Raw genomic sequence first — 16630 nt, 5'->3', positions numbered from 1 at the left:
TCAGACCCCCTCGGACTGCTGGCGGGCGGCCGCGAGGCGAACCGCGTCCATGATCTTCTCGTATCCGGTGCAGCGGCACAGGTTGCCCGACAGGGCCTCGCGGATGTCCGCGTCGGTCGGGTTGGGGTTGCGCTCCAGCATCTCGTCGGCGGCGACGAGCAGGCCGGGCGTGCAGAAGCCGCACTGGACGGCGCCGGCGTCGACGAAGGCCTGCTGGATCGGGGCGAGGTCGGTCCGCTCACCGGTCCGGGCGTCGGTGCCGTGGGCCCCCGACGTACCGTGGGCACGCCGCTCGGCGTGGTCGGCCAGCCCCTCGACCGTGACGACGTCCCGGCCCTCCACCTGGCCCGCCGCCACCAGGCAGGAACACACGGGCACTCCGTCGAGCCGGACCGTGCACGACCCGCACTCCCCCTGCTCGCAGGCGTTCTTCGACCCCGGCAGGCCGAGCCGCTCCCGCAGCACGTACAGCAGGGACTCGCCCTCCCAGACGTCGTCGGCCTCCTGCGGCCGTCCGTTGACCGTGAAGGTGACGCGCATCAGGCAGCTCCCTTTGAGACGCGGCGGGCGCCGCGGTACGACTCCCAGGTCCAGGTCAGCGTGCGGCGGGCCATGACGCCGACCGCGTGACGCCGGTAACCGGCCGTGCCCCGGACGTCGTCGATCGGGTTGCAGGCGGCGGAGCACAGGTCCGCGAACTGCTTGGCGACCGACGGGGCGATGATCTTCCCGTTGTCCCAGAAGCCGCCCTCGTCGAGCGCCGCGTTCAGAAACTCCTCGGCCGCCTTGGCGCGGACCGGCGTGGGCGCCGCCGAACCGATGCCCGTACGGACCGTACGGCTCCGAGGATGCAACGCGAGCCCGAAGGCGCACACGGCGATGACCATGGCGTTGCGCGTACCGACCTTGGAGAACTGCTGGGGCCCGTCGGCCCTCCTGATGTGCACGGCGCGGATCAGCTCGTCCGGCTCCAGCGCATTGCGCTTCACGCCCTGGTAGAACTCGTCGATCGGAATGCGCCGCACCCCGCGCACCGACTCGGCCTCGACCTCGGCGCCGGCGGCGAGCAGGGCCGGGTGGGCGTCACCCGCGGGGGAGGCGGTGCCGAGGTTGCCGCCGACCCCGCCGCGGTTGCGGATCTGCGGGGAGGCGACCGTGTGCGAGGCGAGGGCGAGACCCGGCAGCTCGGCGCGCAGGTTCTCCATGATCTTCGTGTACGGCACGGAGGCTCCCAGCCGCACACTGTCCTCGCCCACCTCCCACTCGGACAGGTCACCGATGCGGTTGAGGTCCATGAGGTACTCGGGCCGGCGATGGTCGAAGTTGATCTCGACCATCACGTCGGTGCCGCCCGCGATCGGCACAGCGGTGGGGTGCTCGGCCTTCGCGGCGAGCGCCTCCTCCCAGCTGGCGGGGCGAAGGAAGTCCATGACCGGCTCTCTTCTTCGTCTCGTGGGCTCGTGACGCGGACGGGACTCAAGTACACAGCGCGGTGCCGCGACCGGGTCAGTCACGGAAACCATGAAGGAGTTAACTGGCCAGCACGGTCATCTTGTAGATTCGTATGAACGGAGGTCATCGGCAACCTCCGCCTTCTCCTGGTGAAACGCGCCCCACAGCCGCGTGACCCAACCACCCCTCAAGATCCATCGCAGAATTCGAGACAAAGGACGGCGGGCGACGAGAATGCGGCTGCGCGCACTGCTGGACACCGACGCGCTGGGCCTCAAGCTGCTCGGTGGCGAGGACGAGCTGGACCGCGCCGTGCGGGGCGTCATGACCACCGACCTGCGCGACCCCAGCCGCTATCTCTCGGGCGGGGAGCTGGTGCTCACGGGCCTGGCCTGGCGTCGGGACGCGGCGGACTCCGAGCCTTTCGTACGGATCCTGGTGCAGGCGGGCGTGGCGGCGCTCGCCGCGGGCGAGGCGGAACTGGGCGACGTCCCGGAGGATCTGGTGCTGGCCTGTGCCCGCCACCGCCTCCCGCTCTTCGCGGTGCACGAGTCGGTGGCGTTCGCGACGATCACCGAGCATGTCGTGCGGCAGGTCTCGGGCGAGCGCGCGGGAGACCTGGCGGCCGTGGTGGACCGCCACCGCCGGATGATGACCTCGGGCCCGGCGGGCGGCGGCCCGGACGTGGTCCTCGACCTCCTCGGCTCCGACCTGGACCTGCGTGCCTGGGTCCTCTCCCCCACCGGCCGGCTCATCGCGGGCCCGAAGCTCGCGGCCCCGACGCTGCCCGCCGAGGTGTGCGCCGCGCTCGCGGCCGAACATCTGGCGGCCACCCGCACGGACCGCCGCGCCCCGCACCGTGCGCCGGTGGGCGGAACGACGTACAGCCTCTTCCCGATCCGCAGCGGCAGCCGCTCCCCGCAGCCCGCCCGGGACGTGCGCGAGACGGTGCTGTCCGACTGGCTGCTGGCCGTCGAGGCGGACGCCGGGGACTGGGCCGAGGAACGGCTCGACCTGTTGCACGGCGTCACACAGCTGATCGCGGTCGAGCGGGACCGCCGGGACGCGTCACGCACGGTCCGCCGCCGCCTCGCACAGGAGGTCCTCGAACTGGTCCAGGCGGGGGCGGCCCCCGCCGAGATCGCTGCGCGCCTGCGGGTGGCGGCCCCGGTCCTGCTCCCCGGCCTCGGCGCGGCCCCGCACTGGCAGGTCGTCGTGGCGTGCGTGGAGTGGGAGGACAGCGCCATGGAGGGAGGTCCGGTGGCCCAGGCACTGCTGGAGGAGATCCTCGTCGACCCGCTCACCACCGGGCCCGAGCCCTCCGACCGCATCGCCGTGGCGCAGGCCGGTGACGAGGCCGTCGCTCTCGTCCCCCTGCCCGCGGTCTCGACGGAGCACGACGGCTCGGAGGCCGGCATCCTCGCCGACGTACTGCTGGACTCGGTCCGGGAGCCGCTCGCGGCCGGCCTCAACGACGACGGACGGGTCACGCTCGGCGTCAGCGCGACGGTGCACTCGGCGGAGGGCCTGCGGGGCGCGCTGGAGGAGGCCCGCCACGCCCGCCGGGTGGCGGCGGCCCGCCCCGGCCGGGTCACCGCGGCCGGCCACCAGGAGCTGGCCTCCCACGTCCTTCTCCTCCCCTTCGTCCCGGACGACGTCCGCAGAGCCTTCACCGCCCGCCTCCTGGACCCCCTGCGCGACTACGACCGCCGCCACCGGGCCGAACTGATCCCCACCCTGGAGGCCTTCCTGGACAGCGACGGCTCGTGGACCCGCTGCGCGACCCGGCTTCACCTGCACGTCAACACGCTGCGCTACCGGGTGGGCCGCATCGAGCAGTTGACGGGACGTGACCTCTCACGCCTCGAGGACAAGCTGGATTTCTTCCTCGCCCTGCGGATGAGCTGAAACCTCGGACCCCGGGGAGTCCCACGACTTTGTGAAATCCTTCACCCACCCTCTTGGCCGGGCCGTGCGATTCGTGCTGAGATGCCGCCACCACTCAACAGCTCGATGGCGTGCTAGGGGAGGGCAACGTGGCGCATACCGCCATGTCTGGTACGGGAACGACCGCAGGTGACGATCCACTCCAGACCGCGGTATGGCGGCTGCGCTCGCGCGCATGCTGGGCCGACGCGGCCGCCCTGCTCCAACCGGTCACCGCACCGGCCGCGCTGCAACGCGCCGCACTGCTCATCGAACGATGCCTGTACACGGAGCAGGGCTGGGAGGAGGCCGAGGACGCGCTGCGCACGGCCGAGGCGATGGCTCACACCGACGACGAGCGCGGGGCGGCCGCTTGTGAACGCGGGTACTTGGCGTACGCCGCCACGCTCCTCGGCGTGCGCGACCGCTCCGACGAGGCACGCGCCGCGCTCGGCCGCGCGGCGGCGCTGATCGCGCCGGGGGCGCCGGGCAGGGCCCTCCTCGACTTCCGCCGCGGCCTCCTCGCGGAGAACCTCACCCGCTCCCCGCAGGCCGCCCGCGCCGCGTACCGCCGCGCCCACGCAGGCGCCACCGCGCACTCCGACCCGCTGCTGCTCTCCTTCACCTGGCGCCACCTGGCCGGGCTCGCCCTCAGGGACGGCGAGCTGGCCGAGGCCCGCCACGGTTTCGCGGAGTCCCTCCGCATCCGCGAGGAACTGGGCTATCTCGTCGGCACGGCACCGGCCCTGGTGTCCCTCGCCGACACGGAGACGGACCCGGAGGCATCCCGCCTGCGGGAGGAGGCGCGACGCCTGTTCCGCCTGCTGGGCGGCGTACCGACGTGGCTGGCCCGCCAACTGGCGGCGGCCCCACCGGCCGCGGGGGCGGCAACGGCGTGACGCCCGGGCGGGATGACACTGGTGCTCCCGGCTCGAAGGGCATGGGGGAGGCACCCCGTCGCCCGCACGCTTGTTCCCGGCTGGACGCACCCGCACCCGCCCACGGCGAGAAGGGGCCGTGTCGGGGGGTGTCCGCCCGCAGCGGCCGGCGTCCATCACCCTCCGCCTCCATAGGAGACAGCCCCGCCGGACCGAGGACGGACACCCCCCGGCGCGGCCCCGACCCACCAACCACCCGTAGGCGCAACGCGCACCCCCACCAAACCCGCACAGGCCGCCGCAGGCATGCCCCTCAGGACGCGCCCGCGAAATGCTCCCGCACCAGAGCCTGCACCACATCCAGATCCCGCGCGATCAGCGCCTCCAGCAGCGCCATGTGCTCCGCCGCATCCGCCACCAGATCGGCCCGCCCCCGAGTGACCGGCCCCCCGACCAACGGCCACTGAGCACGGCGATGCAGATCGTCGGCGATCTGCGCGAGCTGTTCGTTGCCGGACAACGACAGAACCGCACGGTGGAACGCCCGGTCGGACTCCGCGTACGTGGCCCGGCACCCCGAGGACGCCGCCCGGACGGACGCCTCGGCGAGGGGCCGCAGCTCCACCCACCGCTCGGCGCACACCGTACGCGCCAGCCGCAACATCACCGGCACCTCGATCAGCGCCCGCACCTCCGCCAGCTCCGCCAGCTCCCGCGCCCCGCGCTCGACCACCCGGAACCCCCGGTTGGGCACCACCTCGACGGCACCCTCCAACGCCAGCTGCTGCATGGCCTCGCGCACCGGCGTCGCCGACACCCCGAACCGCTCCCCGAGCGCGGGTGCCGAGTACACCTCACCGGGCCGCAAATCCCCCGCCACGAGCGCGGTACGCAGCGCGTCCAGGATCTGCCCCCGCACGGACGACCGCTGGACGACAGGCCGGGGCAGCGGCTGCTCACCGTGCGTGTGCTCACCACGCGTGTGCTCGCCCCGCGCCGCCCCGGCCGCCACCTCCCGCACCCGCTGCACGTCCACGGCCCTGACCTGCGACGGCACCCGAACCGACCCCGCACGCACCTCCGGGCCCCCCGCCCTGTCCCCCGTCCCGGCGGAGCCCTGCGCGCCCTGCTTCAAGGGTCCTCCTCCGGACGTATCGGTACTTGGGGTCATTACGGCGAGTTGTTACTCGTCCGTCAAGCACCATAAGCGCACCGGCCGCCAGTTCAAATCCCAATTCCCACCCCCAACCCTCGACTAAGGTTAGGCTTACCTTTGACAGTCCGTCGGTCAGACGCAGATCGGTGACCCCGCATGCCCGCACCCCGCTCAGCCGTCACGGCCGCGTACACACGCCTGACCGAGGTCTTCCCGGGCCTGGTCATCACGGAGCTGCCCCCACAGGACACGCCCCCGACCGACGGCGGATGGATCGCCGCCGCCGCACTGGCGGAGGGCGGCCCCGGCCTGGAGGCCTTCCTGGCCTGGGACGACGCCCAGGTACTGCGCGACTACGCCCAGAAGGCCCGCCCGGACGTCATAGCGAGCTTCGGCCTGCACCGCTACGCCTGGCCCGCCTGTCTCCTGATCACCGTGCCCTGGTTCCTGCACCGCCGGGTCCCCCGCTACCCCGTGACGAACGTCTCGTACGACCGCACGCACCCAGGCCTCTCCGTAGGCCGCCTGGCCGTCCGGCCGGACAGCTTCGCCTGCCTCCCCGGCGACCCGGCAGCCACCCTCCCCGGCGCCCGCGTCGTCGCGGACGAGGAGGCGCTGCGGGCCGAGGTGCGGGCCGCCGTCGCCGAGCACATCGAACCCGTCCTCGCCGGCTTCGGACCGCGCATGCGGCGCCGCGGCCGTGCCCTGTGGGGCATGGCGACCGACGAGGTCGTGGAGGGGCTCTGGTACGTCGCCCACCTCCTCGGCGAGGAGGACCGCGCGATGCGCGAGCTGGAGCTGCTGCTGCCGGGGGCGACCCGGCCGTACATCGGCGCGGCGTCGTTCCGTGAGCTGACCGGCCCGAACGGCGAGCCGCTGCACACCCGGGACCGGGCGAGCTGCTGCATGTTCTACACACTGCGCCCCGAGGACACCTGCGCCACCTGCCCCCGCACCTGCGACGCGGACCGGGTCACCAAGCTGCTGACGACGGCTGGTTGAAAACCGTCAGCCCCCCATAGGATCATCCGGCGAACGGCACACCCACAGGATTACAGCCAGTTCACAATGTCCTCACCGGCCCCGGAAACTTCCCGGGGCACCACCGGTGCAGGTAGTCTTATTCGAACTCAACTCCCGCGCCTCAAGCGGCAGTTCGAGCAGAACGCCACCTTGGGCATCCCCTTGCACTTCCTTGGCGGCCTCTTGCCCCGAAACCCCCTGAGGACCGGCGGGTTTGGGCCACCATGGCGGGCGTTATGCCCTATCCCAATGCAAGGGACCCCAGATGAGACTGACCGACATATCGCTGAACTGGCTGCTTCCGGGCGCCGTACTGCTCCTGGGCATGCTGACGGCGGTGGCGGTGCTCGCGCGCGGCAAGCGCTCCGCGGGGAAGGACACGAGCGCCGACGACTCGTGGGAGCGCAGCGAGGAGCGCCGCAGGCGCAAGGAGGCCGTTTACGGCACCGTCTCCTACGTCCTGTTGTTCTGCTGTGCGGCAGTGGCCGCCGCACTCTCCTTCCACGGCCTGGTCGGCTTCGGTGAGCAGAACCTCGGCCTGACCGGCGGCTGGCAGTACCTGGTGCCGTTCGGCCTGGACGGGGCGGCGATGTTCTGCTCCGTCCTGGCGGTGCGCGAGGCCAGCCACGGTGACGCGGCGCTCGGCTCCCGGATACTCGTATGGACGTTCGCCTTCGCCGCGGCCTGGTTCAACTGGGTGCACGCGCCCAGGGGCACCGGACACGCGGGCGCCCCCCACTTCTTCGCGGGCATGTCCCTCTCGGCCGCCGTGCTCTTCGACCGCGCGCTGAAGCAGACCCGCCGGGCCGCCCTGCGGGAACAGGGCCTGGTGCCGCGCCCGTTGCCGCAGATCCGCATCGTCCGCTGGCTGCGGGCGCCCCGCGAGACCTACCGGGCCTGGTCGCTGATGCTCCTGGAGGGTGTACGCAGCCTCGACGAAGCGGTCGAGGAGGTGCGCGAGGACAAGCGCCAGAAGGAGGAGACCCGTCGGCGGCGCCGCGAGCAGGAGCGTGTGGAGCGCGCGCAGCTCAAGGCGATCAGCCGGGGTCACCGCGGCTTCGTCGGCCGCGGCGGCGGACGGCAGGTGGAAGTACAGGCCGTCGAACGGGGCTCCGCGCAGGTTTCCGCGGAGCCTGCCATATCCGGGCCGGAACAACTGCCCGTCCGGTCGCGTCCCTCCCTTCAGCCCGTGCGCAGCGGGTCTGACCCGATCACCGTCGACCTCACCGCGGAGGACGACACCATGGCCCTGCCGCGCCTCGACTCCCTGGAGCGCAAGCTCAAGGACCTGGAGCAGCAGTTCGGCTGACCCCGACCTCGTCGGAAAGGGGGCGCGACCCGGCAGGTCGCGCCCCCTTCGCGTTCACACCGCTTCCGCTCTCACACCGCTTCCGCATCGAGCTCGAACCACACGGATTTCCCCACCCCGTGCGCCCGCACCCCCCACGCGTCCGCGAGGGACTGCACCAGCACCAGGCCCCTGCCATGCGTACCGTCGTCGGCGTTCGGTACGCGCAGTCTGGGCCGGCGGGCCACGAAGTCCCGCACCTCCACCCGCAGTGCGCGGGGTCCGACGGTGGCCGTCAGGACCGCGTCGTCGTCGGTGTGGACGAGTGCGTTGGTGACCAGCTCGCTGGTGAGCAGTTCCGCGATCTCGGACCGTCCGGGCCTGCCCCAGTGCCGGAGCAGTTCGCGCAGCGCCCTGCGTGCCTCGGACACGGCCCGCAGGTCCGCTCGCCCGAGTCTGCGCCTGAGCTGGGGCGCCGCTTCCATGACGCCGTCGGCCTTCTCCTCCACCGTGTGGTTCGCCGAGGAGGCCCCGACCGCCATGGGACCGCCCCCTCGTGCCTGACTCTTCATGTCCCCCGCCCGCGTGCCGATGTCGGTTCCCCTCCTGCTCGAACACGTTCACGGGGATCCATGCCCGATCGGACACGAGGCAGTCATGTCGAATCGCCGGGCGACCGGGTCTTCGGCCACGGGTGCGCGGGCGAGGGCACGCCTCCAGGCGGAGGGGCCACGGCACACCCCGCGCCAAGGTGTGCCGGCCACGTATCTGACGACTCACCAGGAAAGCCGTCCGGGGCGGAACGGATCGTGGAGACGGGGGAGATCGGGCTGCCGGGCGCCACCGGCCGCACGGCCAAGTTCCCGCAGCCGTCGAAACTGGCCGGAAACCACTGGTTCCGAAGTGCCGTCAGGCGTCCCAGACACCGGCGGCCGTACGGTCGTCCGCGTACCCCTTGACCCTGACCTGGCTGTCGGCGAGGAAGGCGGCGAGCCCGGGCGGGGTCCGGCCGGACCAGCGCGCCGCCAGGTACTCGCACAACTCCGGTTCCCCGCGCAGCGGATCGGCCAGACCGGCGGTGCACATCAGGAGAACGTCTCCCGGCCGGGCGACGGAGGCGCGGAAGCGGAAGGGTTCACGGGGCGGTTCGGGTTCCTCGTACGGGCTCGGGGGCGTCGTGATGCCGAGGTCCATGGTGAGCCGGTCGCCCTCGGGCGTCTCGGTGGGCACCGAGCCGAAGCCGACGACGGGTTCGCCGGTGACGTCGGCGACCCGCGGTTCGATGTCCTGCCATTCGCCGTCCCGCAGCCGGAACAGTCCGCCTCCGCCGACGCCGAAGAACACGCGGGTACGGCAGTCGGGGTCGGCGGGCAGCAGCAGGCAGCGCAGGGCGGCGGAGTACTCCTCCGGTTCGATGCCCTGTTCGGCGGCGCTGGCGCGGAGTCTGCCGAGGCTGCGGTCGGTGAGGCGGTGCAGGCCGGACTTCAGGTCGCCGCGCCGCGCGGCCCGGAGGTCCTCGACCAGCCGTGCGTGGCTGCGGCCCACGGCCCGGCCGATCCAGTGACAGGCCTCGGCGGCCGCCCGGTGCGCCCTCGGCGTGGCGCGCACACCGGTCGCCATGGCGATCAGCAGCAGCGCCTGCTCCCCCGCCCCGAAGCGCGCGGTGAGCAACGAGTCCCGCCGCGGTTCTCCCCGATAGCGGGCCGAGTCGCCCCGCACGGACACGGCCCGCAACGTGCAGGATCCGTAGCGGGCCCCGTCGAGCACGGTGTCCGCGACCAGAGCGTCCAGGTCGTCGGGGTCCGCGGGCGGCAACGCCGTGGGCTCGGCGTCGTAGGTGGGCGGACCGGAGCCGACGTGGTCGCGGGACGGGGGCGGAGAGGTGGGGCGGGAGGTGGTGACGTGGCCGAGGACCGTGGTGCGGGGGTCGTCGCGGAGGGGGGCGGGTGCGGGGGTGCCGGCGGTGCTCCCCCGGGCGGCCACTCCGTCGGTCTGCCGCGCGGGCGGAGCGTCTGCGACGCCTCCCCCGGAGGAGTCAGGTCCCTCCGAGACCCTCTCCGGGTCGTTCCGGGCGGGGGGAGCCGCGGGCGGTTCCGGCGGCTGGGGGCCGGGTGGGAAGGTCACGGGACCCATGGGAGTGGCCGGGGGCGGCTCCCAGGGTGCGCGCTGCGCGGGCGGGCCGGTGCGGGGCGGGACGTCAGCCGCGTCGCCGGCTCGCGGTGGGGGTACGCCGGCTCCTGCCGACCGCACCCACTGATCGACGCTTCCGGAAGCGGGCCGCTCGCCCCCACCCCCGGTCTCGAACCCCGCCCGCTCCCCCGCCGCGCCCGCCCCGGAAGCGAGCCCGTCGCCGCCCGCCGCACCGTCGTTCACCGCCCCCGCCGCGGAGGCGAACCGGTCGTCCAGGGAATCACCCGCGGCCGCGGGCCCCGTGTCGCCGGTGGAGTCGTCGTACAACTGGCCCCACCAGTCGTCCTCATGACCGGTGCGCCTTCCCCCCTGCTGGCTCATGCCCCCAATTGTCCACCGCAGGGGCCGTATGAAAACGGGGCATCCGGAAAATCAACGCACTTCCGACGACGTACCGGGGGAGGCGTCGAACGGCGATACGAGCCAGGCGGCAACCGCTGACCTGCGCGTTCTCGGCTCCTCCGGCACTCTGGACAAATGGGAGCGTGGGACCTCCTGCTGTCCGGCCTGGTCATCCTGCTCGGGCTGTGCGGAGTGCTGCTGCCCAGAGTGCCGGGGTCGTGGCTGGTGTGGGCCGGGGTCGCGTGGTGGGCGGTGAAGGACCCGGAGCCGGTGGCGTGGTCCGTGCTCGTGGGGGCGACGGTCGCGCTGCTCCTCTCCCAGGTGGTGCGCTGGGCGCTCCCGCCCCGGCGGCTGCGGGCGAGCGGCGCCACCCGCCGCATGATGGCGTACGCGGGCGCGGGGGCCTCCCTCGGCTTCGTCCTGATCCCCGTGCTCGGCGCGATCCCCGGCTTCATGGGCGGCGTCTACCTCGCCGAACGCCTCCGGCTCGGCCGCCACCGCGAGGCGATGGCGGCGACGCGGACCGCCATGCGCTCGGGCGGCTCCAGCGTGCTCGCGGAACTGTTCACCTGCCTGCTGATCACAGGTGCGTGGCTCGGGGCGGTGTTCGGCGGCTGATCAGCCGCAGGACCGCGCCGGAACTTCGGCAACTCCCGGCGGTCCGCGCGGGCGGCGCCACCCGCCGGGTGCGGCTGGTCGGCGAGGCGGGCGCGGAGGCACCCCGCTGGGACCTGCCACACCGGCGGTGTAGTCCCGAAGCCCTGGGACAAGGATCCGATGCGCCCGGCGGGCGGGCGTGATTGGCTGCCGTCATGACCGAGTTCAGCGAGGCGGAGCGCGGGTATCTGATGTCGCAGCGGCTGGGGCGGCTGGCCACCGTCGACCCGGGGGGACAGCCGCAGGCGAACCCCGTCGGCTTCTTCCCGCAGGACGACGGGACGATCCTGGTCGGCGGCCACGCGATGGGCCGTACCAAGAAGTGGCGCAACCTCCAGCGGAACCCGAAGGTCGCGCTGGTCGTGGACGATGTCGTCAGCGTGCGCCCCTGGAGGGTGCGCGGCGTCGAGATCCGCGGTGAGGCCGAACTCCTCACCGGCCCGCACGACCTGGGCCCGCACTTCAGCGAGGAGCTGATCCGGATCCACCCGAAGTGGATCCACAGCTGGGGGCTGGCAGAGGACGCCTGAAACCCTCCGCCATCCCCTGGAGCACGCCCTCCAGCTCCAGCAGCCGCGTCTTGCGTTCCAGCCCGCCCGCGTACCCCGTCAGGGAACCGTCGGCGCCGATCACCCGGTGGCAGGGGCGGACGACCAGCAGCGGGTTGGCGCCGATCGCCCCGCCGACGGCCCGTACGGCGGCCCGGGAGGCGCCGATCCGCGCGGTGATCTCGCCGTACGTCGTGGTCGTCCCGTAGGGCACGGTGTCGAGCGCGGTCCACACCTTCTCCCGGAACGCGCTGCCGTCACTGCGCAGCCGCAGCCGGAACTCCTTGAGCTCCCCGGCGAAGTAGGCGGCGAGCTGTTCCTCGGCCTCGCGGAAGGGTCCGGGGTCGTGCTGCCGGCCCTCCCGCACGGTGCGGCCGCCCTTCTGGCCCGGCACGGAGAGGGAGGTCAGGGCGCCGGTCGGGTCGGCGGTGAGGAGGAGCGGGCCGAGGGGGCTGGCGACGGTGGTCCAGTAGGCGGCGGTCTCGTAGGTGGCGGTCTCGCCGGTCATCAGAACTCCAAGTCCCCTGCTGCGCGCAGGTGGTGCAGGGCGTACGAGCGCCAGGGTCGCCAGGTGTCGGGTAGGGCGGTGCCGGGCAGGGCCACGTCCGGGTCGCCGAGGGCCCGGATGCGGACGACGGCGGCCGTACGGGCGTGAAGGCCGGGCAGGGCGAGCAGGGCCTGCTGCGCGTCGTCCCGGTCGGCGCCCGGATCCAGGCGTACGGCGCCGTCGGCGAGGGCGGCGGCGAGGGCGCCCAGGGTGCCGTCCGGCTCGGCCTCGGCGAGGACGGCCGGCTCGGGGAAGAGGTGCGTGAGGCTGCCGCAGGAGGCGTCGAGCGCCTTGCCGTACCGCTGGACGAGCCGCTCGGCCTCGGTGCGGCCCACCAGTGCCCGTACCGCCAGTTCCTCCGGGTCGGCGGCGCCGGGCGAGCGCAGCCCCGGCCGGGCGGCGACCAGCGGGGCGAGCCGCGGGTCGGCGGCGAGCCGCTCGTCGACGGCGTACGGGTCGGCGTCGAGGTCGAACAGCCGGCGCAGCCTCCCGGCGGCGGTGGTGAGGTCGCGGGGGTCGGTGAGGTGGAGGCGGGCCTGGAGCCAGCCGCCGCCACGCGGTCTCGGCGTGCCCGGCCGCTCGTCGACGGCGACGATCCCGGTGCCGTAGGGCAGGCGCAGGGTGCGCCGGTAGGTGCGGCGGCCCGGGGGACCGCTCACCTCCTCGACGCCCGCGACGGCCTCGCGCTGCAGCAGGTCGAAAACGGGTCCGGCCTGGTAGGGGCCCCGGTGGGCGAGCCGCAGCGGGATCCCGGCCGACGGGTGTCCGGGGGTACGGCCGCCCTTCGGGGCGGCGGCGCGCAGCTCGCTCGGCGTCGCCGCGTACACGGCCCGGATGGTGTCGTTGAACTGCCGCACGCTGGCGAAGCCGGACGCGAAGGCGATCTGGGTGACGGGCAGGTCGGTGGTCTGCAGCAGGACCCTCGCGGTGTGCGCCCGCTGGGCCCGGGCGAGGGCCACCGGTCCGGCGCCGAGCTCCGCGGTGAGCTGCCGCTGAACCTGCCGTGCGCTGTAGCCGAGCCGTGCGGCGAGCCCGGCGACGCCCTCCCGGTCGACCACGCCGTCGCCGATCAGCCGCATGGCCCGGCCCACGACGTCCGCCCGTACGTTCCACTCCGCGGATCCCGGCACGGCGTCCGGACGGCACCGCCGGCAGGCCCGGAAACCCGAGCCCTGGGCGGCGGCGGCCGTGGTGTAGAACCGCACGTTGTGCCGCTTCGGCGTCACCGCCGGGCAGCTGGGGCGGCAGTAGATGCCGGTCGTTTCGACCGCGAAGAAGAACACACCGTCGAACCGGGCGTCCCGGCTCCGCACGGCTTCGTACCTGGTGTCCTCGTCCATCACGCTGTCCAGTCTCCGCCGCCCGCGACGCCACGGCTGGCGGAAATCGGACATGACGCTGGAGCAGGCGTCCCCGTGCCGATACGGGCGACGGCGAACCCCCGCCATGACCTGGCACCGCACCATGCGCCCACCACCGGCACCCCGCCCCACCCAACGCCCTGAACCCGGACACACACCGGACAGGACGGCCCCTGCGTCGCCGGTGCGGGCGGGGCATCCGTCCGCACCGGCGTCGGGCGTTCCTACCGCAGGCGTCCCCGCTTCGCCTCCATCGCCGCCCGTCCCTCGGCTCCCTTCCGCTTCCAGTCCCTCCGGATCTCGGCCCGGACCCGCGCGTCCGTCTTGGCGACGATCCGCTGGTTCTCCCGCAGCAGCTTCCGGTAGCTCTCCAGCCGCCGCTCCGGCAGCTCCCCGGCCTCGATGGCGCCCCGCACCGCGCACCCCGGCTCCGACGCGTGGGCGCAGTCGTGGAAGCGGCACCGCTCGGCCAGTTCCTCGATCTCGGAGAACACCTGCCCGACCCCGCTCCCGGCGTCCCAGAGCCCCACGCCCCGCAGCCCGGGCGTGTCGATCAGTACTCCCCCGCCGGGGAGCAGGAGCAGGTTGCGTGTGGTCGTCGTGTGGCGGCCCTTGCCGTCGACGTCCCGGGTGGCCTGGACGTCCATGGCGTCCGCGCCGAGCAGCGCGTTGGCGAGGGTGGACTTGCCCGCGCCGGACTGCCCGAGCAGCACCGCCGTACCGCCGGAGACGACGGCGGCGAGGACGTCCAGCCCGTCCCCGTCCATCGCGCTGACGGTCAGCACCGGAACACCCGGCGCGGCCGTCTCCACGTCCTGGACGAGGTACGACAGCGTCACCGCGTCCGGCACGAGGTCGGCCTTGGTCAGCACGACCACCGGCTGCGCCCCGGACTCCCAGGCGAGCGCGAGGAACCGTTCGATGCGGGCGAGGTCGAGGTCGACGGCCAGCGACACGGCGACGATGGCGTGGTCGACGTTGGCCGCGAGGATCTGCCCCTCGGACCGCTTGGAGGAGGTGGAACGCACGAAGGCGGTACGGCGCGGCAGATACGCCCGTACGTAGCGCGGGCTGCCGGCCGGCTCGACGGCGACCCAGTCGCCGGTGCACACCACCCGCAGGGGATCGTGCGGGGTGACGAACGCGGTGTCGGCCCGCAGCAGCCCGTCGGCGGTGACCACGTCGCACTGCCCGCGGTCGACCCGGACCACGCGTCCGGGCAGCAGCCCCTCGGTGTCGTACGGGGCGAACGCGTCGGCCCAGGCCTCGTCCCAGCCATAGGGAGCCAGCGCGGAGAAAGCAGAAGTGGAACTCAAGGGGTGACCCTTCACAAGGGTGGCCCCGGCAGCCGCGAACGCACGCGGAGAAAGAAGGGTGGAATCAGCCGGAGGCCACGGAGGTGGACTTGATGAACTGAATGCGGGCAGCGCTCGTCGCAATGACAGCCATCGGTCAGCACCTCCTCACTCACTCGGACCTGCACGGCACGGCGGCACTCGGCCACCGCACGATTCGAAGCCACCATAGACGCGGGCTCTCCCGCGCGCCACCGGTTTTCTGACCCCTACCAACTGCCGTATGTCTCGCTGTGCGGCCCGGAACTGGCCCGTGCCTGGAGCCGCTGGGGCGGCGACACGGAGTTCTCGCGCCGTGGACCCGCGACCGGACCGACAGCGCCGAACAGGTGCGGGACGCTCTCGCGTCCCTGGCCACCGACGTCACATCGCGCAGTCGTGCCCGTTCAGCGTGAAGTCGTACCCCGGTGAGTTCTTGCCCCGCCAAGAGGCCAGGAAGCCGAAGGAGAGGCTGCCGTCGGCGGGGACGGACCTGTTGTAGTCGGCGGCGGTGGCGGTGACGCGGGAGTCGTTCTGGGAGAAGCTGGCGTCCCACATCTGGCCGACCTTCTGGCCGTCCCGGAACGACCAGGCGACACGCCAGGTGTCGAGGGGACGGGTGGTGGTGACAGTGACGGTGGCCTGGAAGCCGTCGGGCCACTGGTTGACGAGGTCGTACTGGACGACGCAGGTCGGCGACTCGCTCTCGTCCGGGTCCGGCGGGGCGGTGGTGGACGAGGACGTGCCCTGGGGTTCCGGCTCGGGGTGCGTCTTCCCCGGCTTGTCCGGCTTCCCCGGCTTCTGCGACGGGTCCTTCTCGGCGCTGCCGGACGGCTTCGGGGAACCGGACGACGGCAGCGGGGCGACGGAGGGCACGGACGGGCCGGGGTCGGCCACCGGCTGGCTGTCGGAGGAGTCCGCGGGCGCCGCGGCGTCGTCGTGGTCGCCGCCGAACGGCATCATCGAGACGCCGAGTGCCAGCAGGGACACCAGGACGGCCGCGACGAGCAGGCCGTTGCGGGCGACGCGCGCCTTGTGCGCGGCCTCGTGCGCCTCCCCGGGCTCCGGGTCGGCCGGCTCCGGACGCCCGGCGCCCAGGCGCACCTCGGTGGCCCGGCGGCGGCGCTCCAGGTAGGCGAGGCCGCCCCAGCCGATGACTCCCCCGGCCAGGGCCGCGGGCAGTCCCCCGCCGTGCAGCCGGAGGCAGGCCGCGGCCTCGGCGCACTGGACGCAGGTGGCGAGGTGGCGGGAGAGGTCGCCCGGGGTGTCGGCGGCGGGCGAACGGGTGATCGCGTCCAGCAGCCGGGCGTAGCTGCGGCACTGGGCGTCCATCGGCGTGTCGAGGTGGTTGCGGTGGCAGCGGTCCCGGAACAGGCCGCGCACCTGGTCGAGTTCCTCGGCCACGGCGGCCGGGTCGAGGCCGAGGCGGCGGGCCACGGTGGGCAGCGGCAGCGCCTCCACCTCGGCGAGCCACAGCAGTTCGGCGTCCGGCCCCTGCATGTCGCGCAGTCCGCGCAGGGCGAGCGGGCGCTGCAGCGGCGGCCCGGTGTACCGTGCCGCCTTGTCGGAGTTCAGCCAGAGCCGCAGCTCGGGATCCAGCTTGTGTCCCTGGCCGCCGGTCTCCCAGGCCTCCGCCGTGGTGCGCACGGCGGTCAGCAGCAGGGGTATCCGGGGCAGCCGGGAGGGGCGGCGGCCGGCGCTCCTGATCGTCCCGGCCTCGGCGGAACGGGCCTCGCGCATACCGTGCGCGAACGCCTCCGTCGCCAGCTGTGTGGCCGCGACGGAACCGGCCGTGCACAGATCGGCGTAGGAGAGGACCGCGTCCCAGCACTCGGAGAACAGCGCGGCCTCGGAGGCGTCCTGAGGGGTCGGCAGGTCGGGCATGAGTCTCCTGCATCCACGAACGAGGTCAACTCCACATAACGGCA

At 73.4% G+C, this 16630-nt stretch carries 15 protein-coding genes; 6 read left to right on the top strand and 9 right to left on the bottom strand.

What is annotated here, in order from left to right:
• Together NW895_RS37450 and NW895_RS37445 are read right to left on the bottom strand one after the other, a co-directional pair.
• A complete protein-coding gene (locus NW895_RS37450; protein ID WP_289941421.1) occupies positions 1-540 on the bottom strand; it encodes a (2Fe-2S)-binding protein in 540 nt (179 codons plus the stop codon).
• Positions 540-1430, bottom strand: a complete 891-nt coding sequence (locus tag NW895_RS37445; RefSeq protein WP_289941420.1) for a xanthine dehydrogenase family protein subunit M — start codon at positions 1428-1430, stop codon at positions 540-542. The genes NW895_RS37450 and NW895_RS37445 overlap by 1 nt, the downstream gene beginning before the upstream one ends.
• Positions 1431-1686: 256 nt before the next feature.
• Between NW895_RS37445 and NW895_RS37440 the strand changes: the two genes are divergently transcribed.
• A complete protein-coding gene (locus NW895_RS37440) occupies positions 1687-3360 on the top strand; it encodes a PucR family transcriptional regulator (RefSeq protein ID WP_289941419.1) in 1674 nt (557 codons plus the stop codon).
• Between the two features lie 128 nt (positions 3361-3488).
• Positions 3489-4277 carry a hypothetical protein gene (locus tag NW895_RS37435; RefSeq protein ID WP_289941418.1) on the top strand — a complete coding sequence of 263 codons (789 nt, stop codon included), beginning with the start codon at positions 3489-3491 and terminating at the stop codon, positions 4275-4277.
• A gap of 292 nt (positions 4278-4569) precedes the next feature.
• Here the strand turns inward: NW895_RS37435 and NW895_RS37430 are convergent, their stop codons facing one another.
• Entirely contained in the window at positions 4570-5391 is an 822-nt protein-coding gene (locus tag NW895_RS37430; RefSeq protein WP_289941417.1) for a GntR family transcriptional regulator, read from the bottom strand.
• A gap of 177 nt (positions 5392-5568) precedes the next feature.
• Here NW895_RS37430 and NW895_RS37425 point away from each other — a divergent pair, with 177 nt between their 5' ends.
• Together NW895_RS37425 and NW895_RS37420 are read left to right on the top strand one after the other, a co-directional pair.
• Positions 5569-6414: a (2Fe-2S)-binding protein gene (locus NW895_RS37425; RefSeq protein ID WP_289941415.1), complete on the top strand. Its 846-nt coding sequence runs from the start codon at positions 5569-5571 to the stop codon at positions 6412-6414.
• Positions 6415-6700: 286 nt separating this feature from the next.
• The gene (locus tag NW895_RS37420) at positions 6701-7744 is read left to right on the top strand and encodes a DUF2637 domain-containing protein (RefSeq protein ID WP_289941412.1); all 1044 of its coding nucleotides are present in this window, start codon (positions 6701-6703) and stop codon (positions 7742-7744) included.
• A gap of 71 nt (positions 7745-7815) precedes the next feature.
• On the opposite strand, the gene NW895_RS37415 is transcribed toward NW895_RS37420, so the two are convergent.
• On the bottom strand, positions 7816-8265 hold the full coding sequence (locus tag NW895_RS37415; RefSeq protein ID WP_289941410.1) for an ATP-binding protein: 450 nt from the start codon (positions 8263-8265) through the stop codon (positions 7816-7818).
• A 367-nt stretch (positions 8266-8632) separates the two neighbouring features.
• On the bottom strand, positions 8633-10234 hold the full coding sequence (locus NW895_RS37410; RefSeq protein ID WP_289941409.1) for a protein phosphatase 2C domain-containing protein: 1602 nt from the start codon (positions 10232-10234) through the stop codon (positions 8633-8635).
• A gap of 156 nt (positions 10235-10390) precedes the next feature.
• Between NW895_RS37410 and NW895_RS37405 the strand changes: the two genes are divergently transcribed.
• Both NW895_RS37405 and NW895_RS37400 read left to right on the top strand, forming a co-directional pair.
• The gene (locus tag NW895_RS37405; RefSeq protein ID WP_289941407.1) at positions 10391-10873 is read left to right on the top strand and encodes a DUF456 domain-containing protein; all 483 of its coding nucleotides are present in this window, start codon (positions 10391-10393) and stop codon (positions 10871-10873) included.
• A 194-nt stretch (positions 10874-11067) separates the two neighbouring features.
• Positions 11068-11442, top strand: a complete 375-nt coding sequence (locus tag NW895_RS37400) for a PPOX class F420-dependent oxidoreductase (protein WP_289941405.1) — start codon at positions 11068-11070, stop codon at positions 11440-11442.
• On the opposite strand, the gene NW895_RS37395 is transcribed toward NW895_RS37400, so the two are convergent.
• The 4 genes from NW895_RS37395 to NW895_RS37380 all read right to left on the bottom strand — a co-directional run bounded on the left by NW895_RS37395 (position 11375) and on the right by NW895_RS37380 (position 16586).
• Positions 11375-11968, bottom strand: a complete 594-nt coding sequence (locus NW895_RS37395) for a methylated-DNA--[protein]-cysteine S-methyltransferase (RefSeq protein ID WP_289941404.1) — start codon at positions 11966-11968, stop codon at positions 11375-11377. The two genes, NW895_RS37400 and NW895_RS37395, sit on opposite strands and share 68 nt — an antisense overlap.
• Positions 11968-13347, bottom strand: a complete 1380-nt coding sequence (locus tag NW895_RS37390) for a DNA-3-methyladenine glycosylase 2 family protein (protein ID WP_289941513.1) — start codon at positions 13345-13347, stop codon at positions 11968-11970. The genes NW895_RS37395 and NW895_RS37390 overlap by 1 nt, the downstream gene beginning before the upstream one ends.
• Before the next feature lie 245 nt (positions 13348-13592).
• A complete protein-coding gene (gene rsgA / locus NW895_RS37385; RefSeq protein WP_289941403.1) occupies positions 13593-14684 on the bottom strand; it encodes a ribosome small subunit-dependent GTPase A in 1092 nt (363 codons plus the stop codon).
• Between the two features lie 402 nt (positions 14685-15086).
• On the bottom strand, positions 15087-16586 hold the full coding sequence (locus NW895_RS37380; RefSeq protein WP_289941401.1) for a cellulose-binding domain-containing protein: 1500 nt from the start codon (positions 16584-16586) through the stop codon (positions 15087-15089).
• Positions 16587-16630: the final 44 nt, after the last annotated feature.

Origin of the sequence: Streptomyces sp. S.PNR 29 (assembly GCF_030386795.1) — a bacterium.
Classification (GTDB): Bacteria; Actinomycetota; Actinomycetes; order Streptomycetales; family Streptomycetaceae; genus Streptomyces.
The sequence above is the reverse complement of the archived record's forward strand: the minus strand, read 5'-3'. Positions and strand labels throughout refer to the sequence as shown.

Bases quoted from the DNA above. Each gene is read 5' to 3' on its own strand.
- NW895_RS37450 (WP_289941421.1), bottom strand. From the start codon at position 540: ATGCGCGTCACCTTCACGGTCAACGGACGGCCGCAGGAGGCCGACGAC.
- NW895_RS37445 (WP_289941420.1), bottom strand. From the start codon at position 1,430: ATGGACTTCCTTCGCCCCGCCAGCTGGGAGGAGGCGCTCGCCGCGAAG.
- NW895_RS37440 (WP_289941419.1), top strand. From the start codon at position 1,687: ATGCGGCTGCGCGCACTGCTGGACACCGACGCGCTGGGCCTCAAGCTG.
- NW895_RS37425 (WP_289941415.1), top strand. From the start codon at position 5,569: ATGCCCGCACCCCGCTCAGCCGTCACGGCCGCGTACACACGCCTGACC.
- NW895_RS37420 (WP_289941412.1), top strand. From the start codon at position 6,701: ATGAGACTGACCGACATATCGCTGAACTGGCTGCTTCCGGGCGCCGTA.
- NW895_RS37415 (WP_289941410.1), bottom strand. From the start codon at position 8,265: ATGGCGGTCGGGGCCTCCTCGGCGAACCACACGGTGGAGGAGAAGGCC.
- NW895_RS37410 (WP_289941409.1), bottom strand. From the start codon at position 10,234: ATGAGCCAGCAGGGGGGAAGGCGCACCGGTCATGAGGACGACTGGTGG.
- NW895_RS37405 (WP_289941407.1), top strand. From the start codon at position 10,391: ATGGGAGCGTGGGACCTCCTGCTGTCCGGCCTGGTCATCCTGCTCGGG.
- NW895_RS37400 (WP_289941405.1), top strand. From the start codon at position 11,068: ATGACCGAGTTCAGCGAGGCGGAGCGCGGGTATCTGATGTCGCAGCGG.
- NW895_RS37395 (WP_289941404.1), bottom strand. From the start codon at position 11,968: ATGACCGGCGAGACCGCCACCTACGAGACCGCCGCCTACTGGACCACC.
- NW895_RS37390 (WP_289941513.1), bottom strand. From the start codon at position 13,347: ATGGACGAGGACACCAGGTACGAAGCCGTGCGGAGCCGGGACGCCCGG.
- NW895_RS37380 (WP_289941401.1), bottom strand. From the start codon at position 16,586: ATGCCCGACCTGCCGACCCCTCAGGACGCCTCCGAGGCCGCGCTGTTC.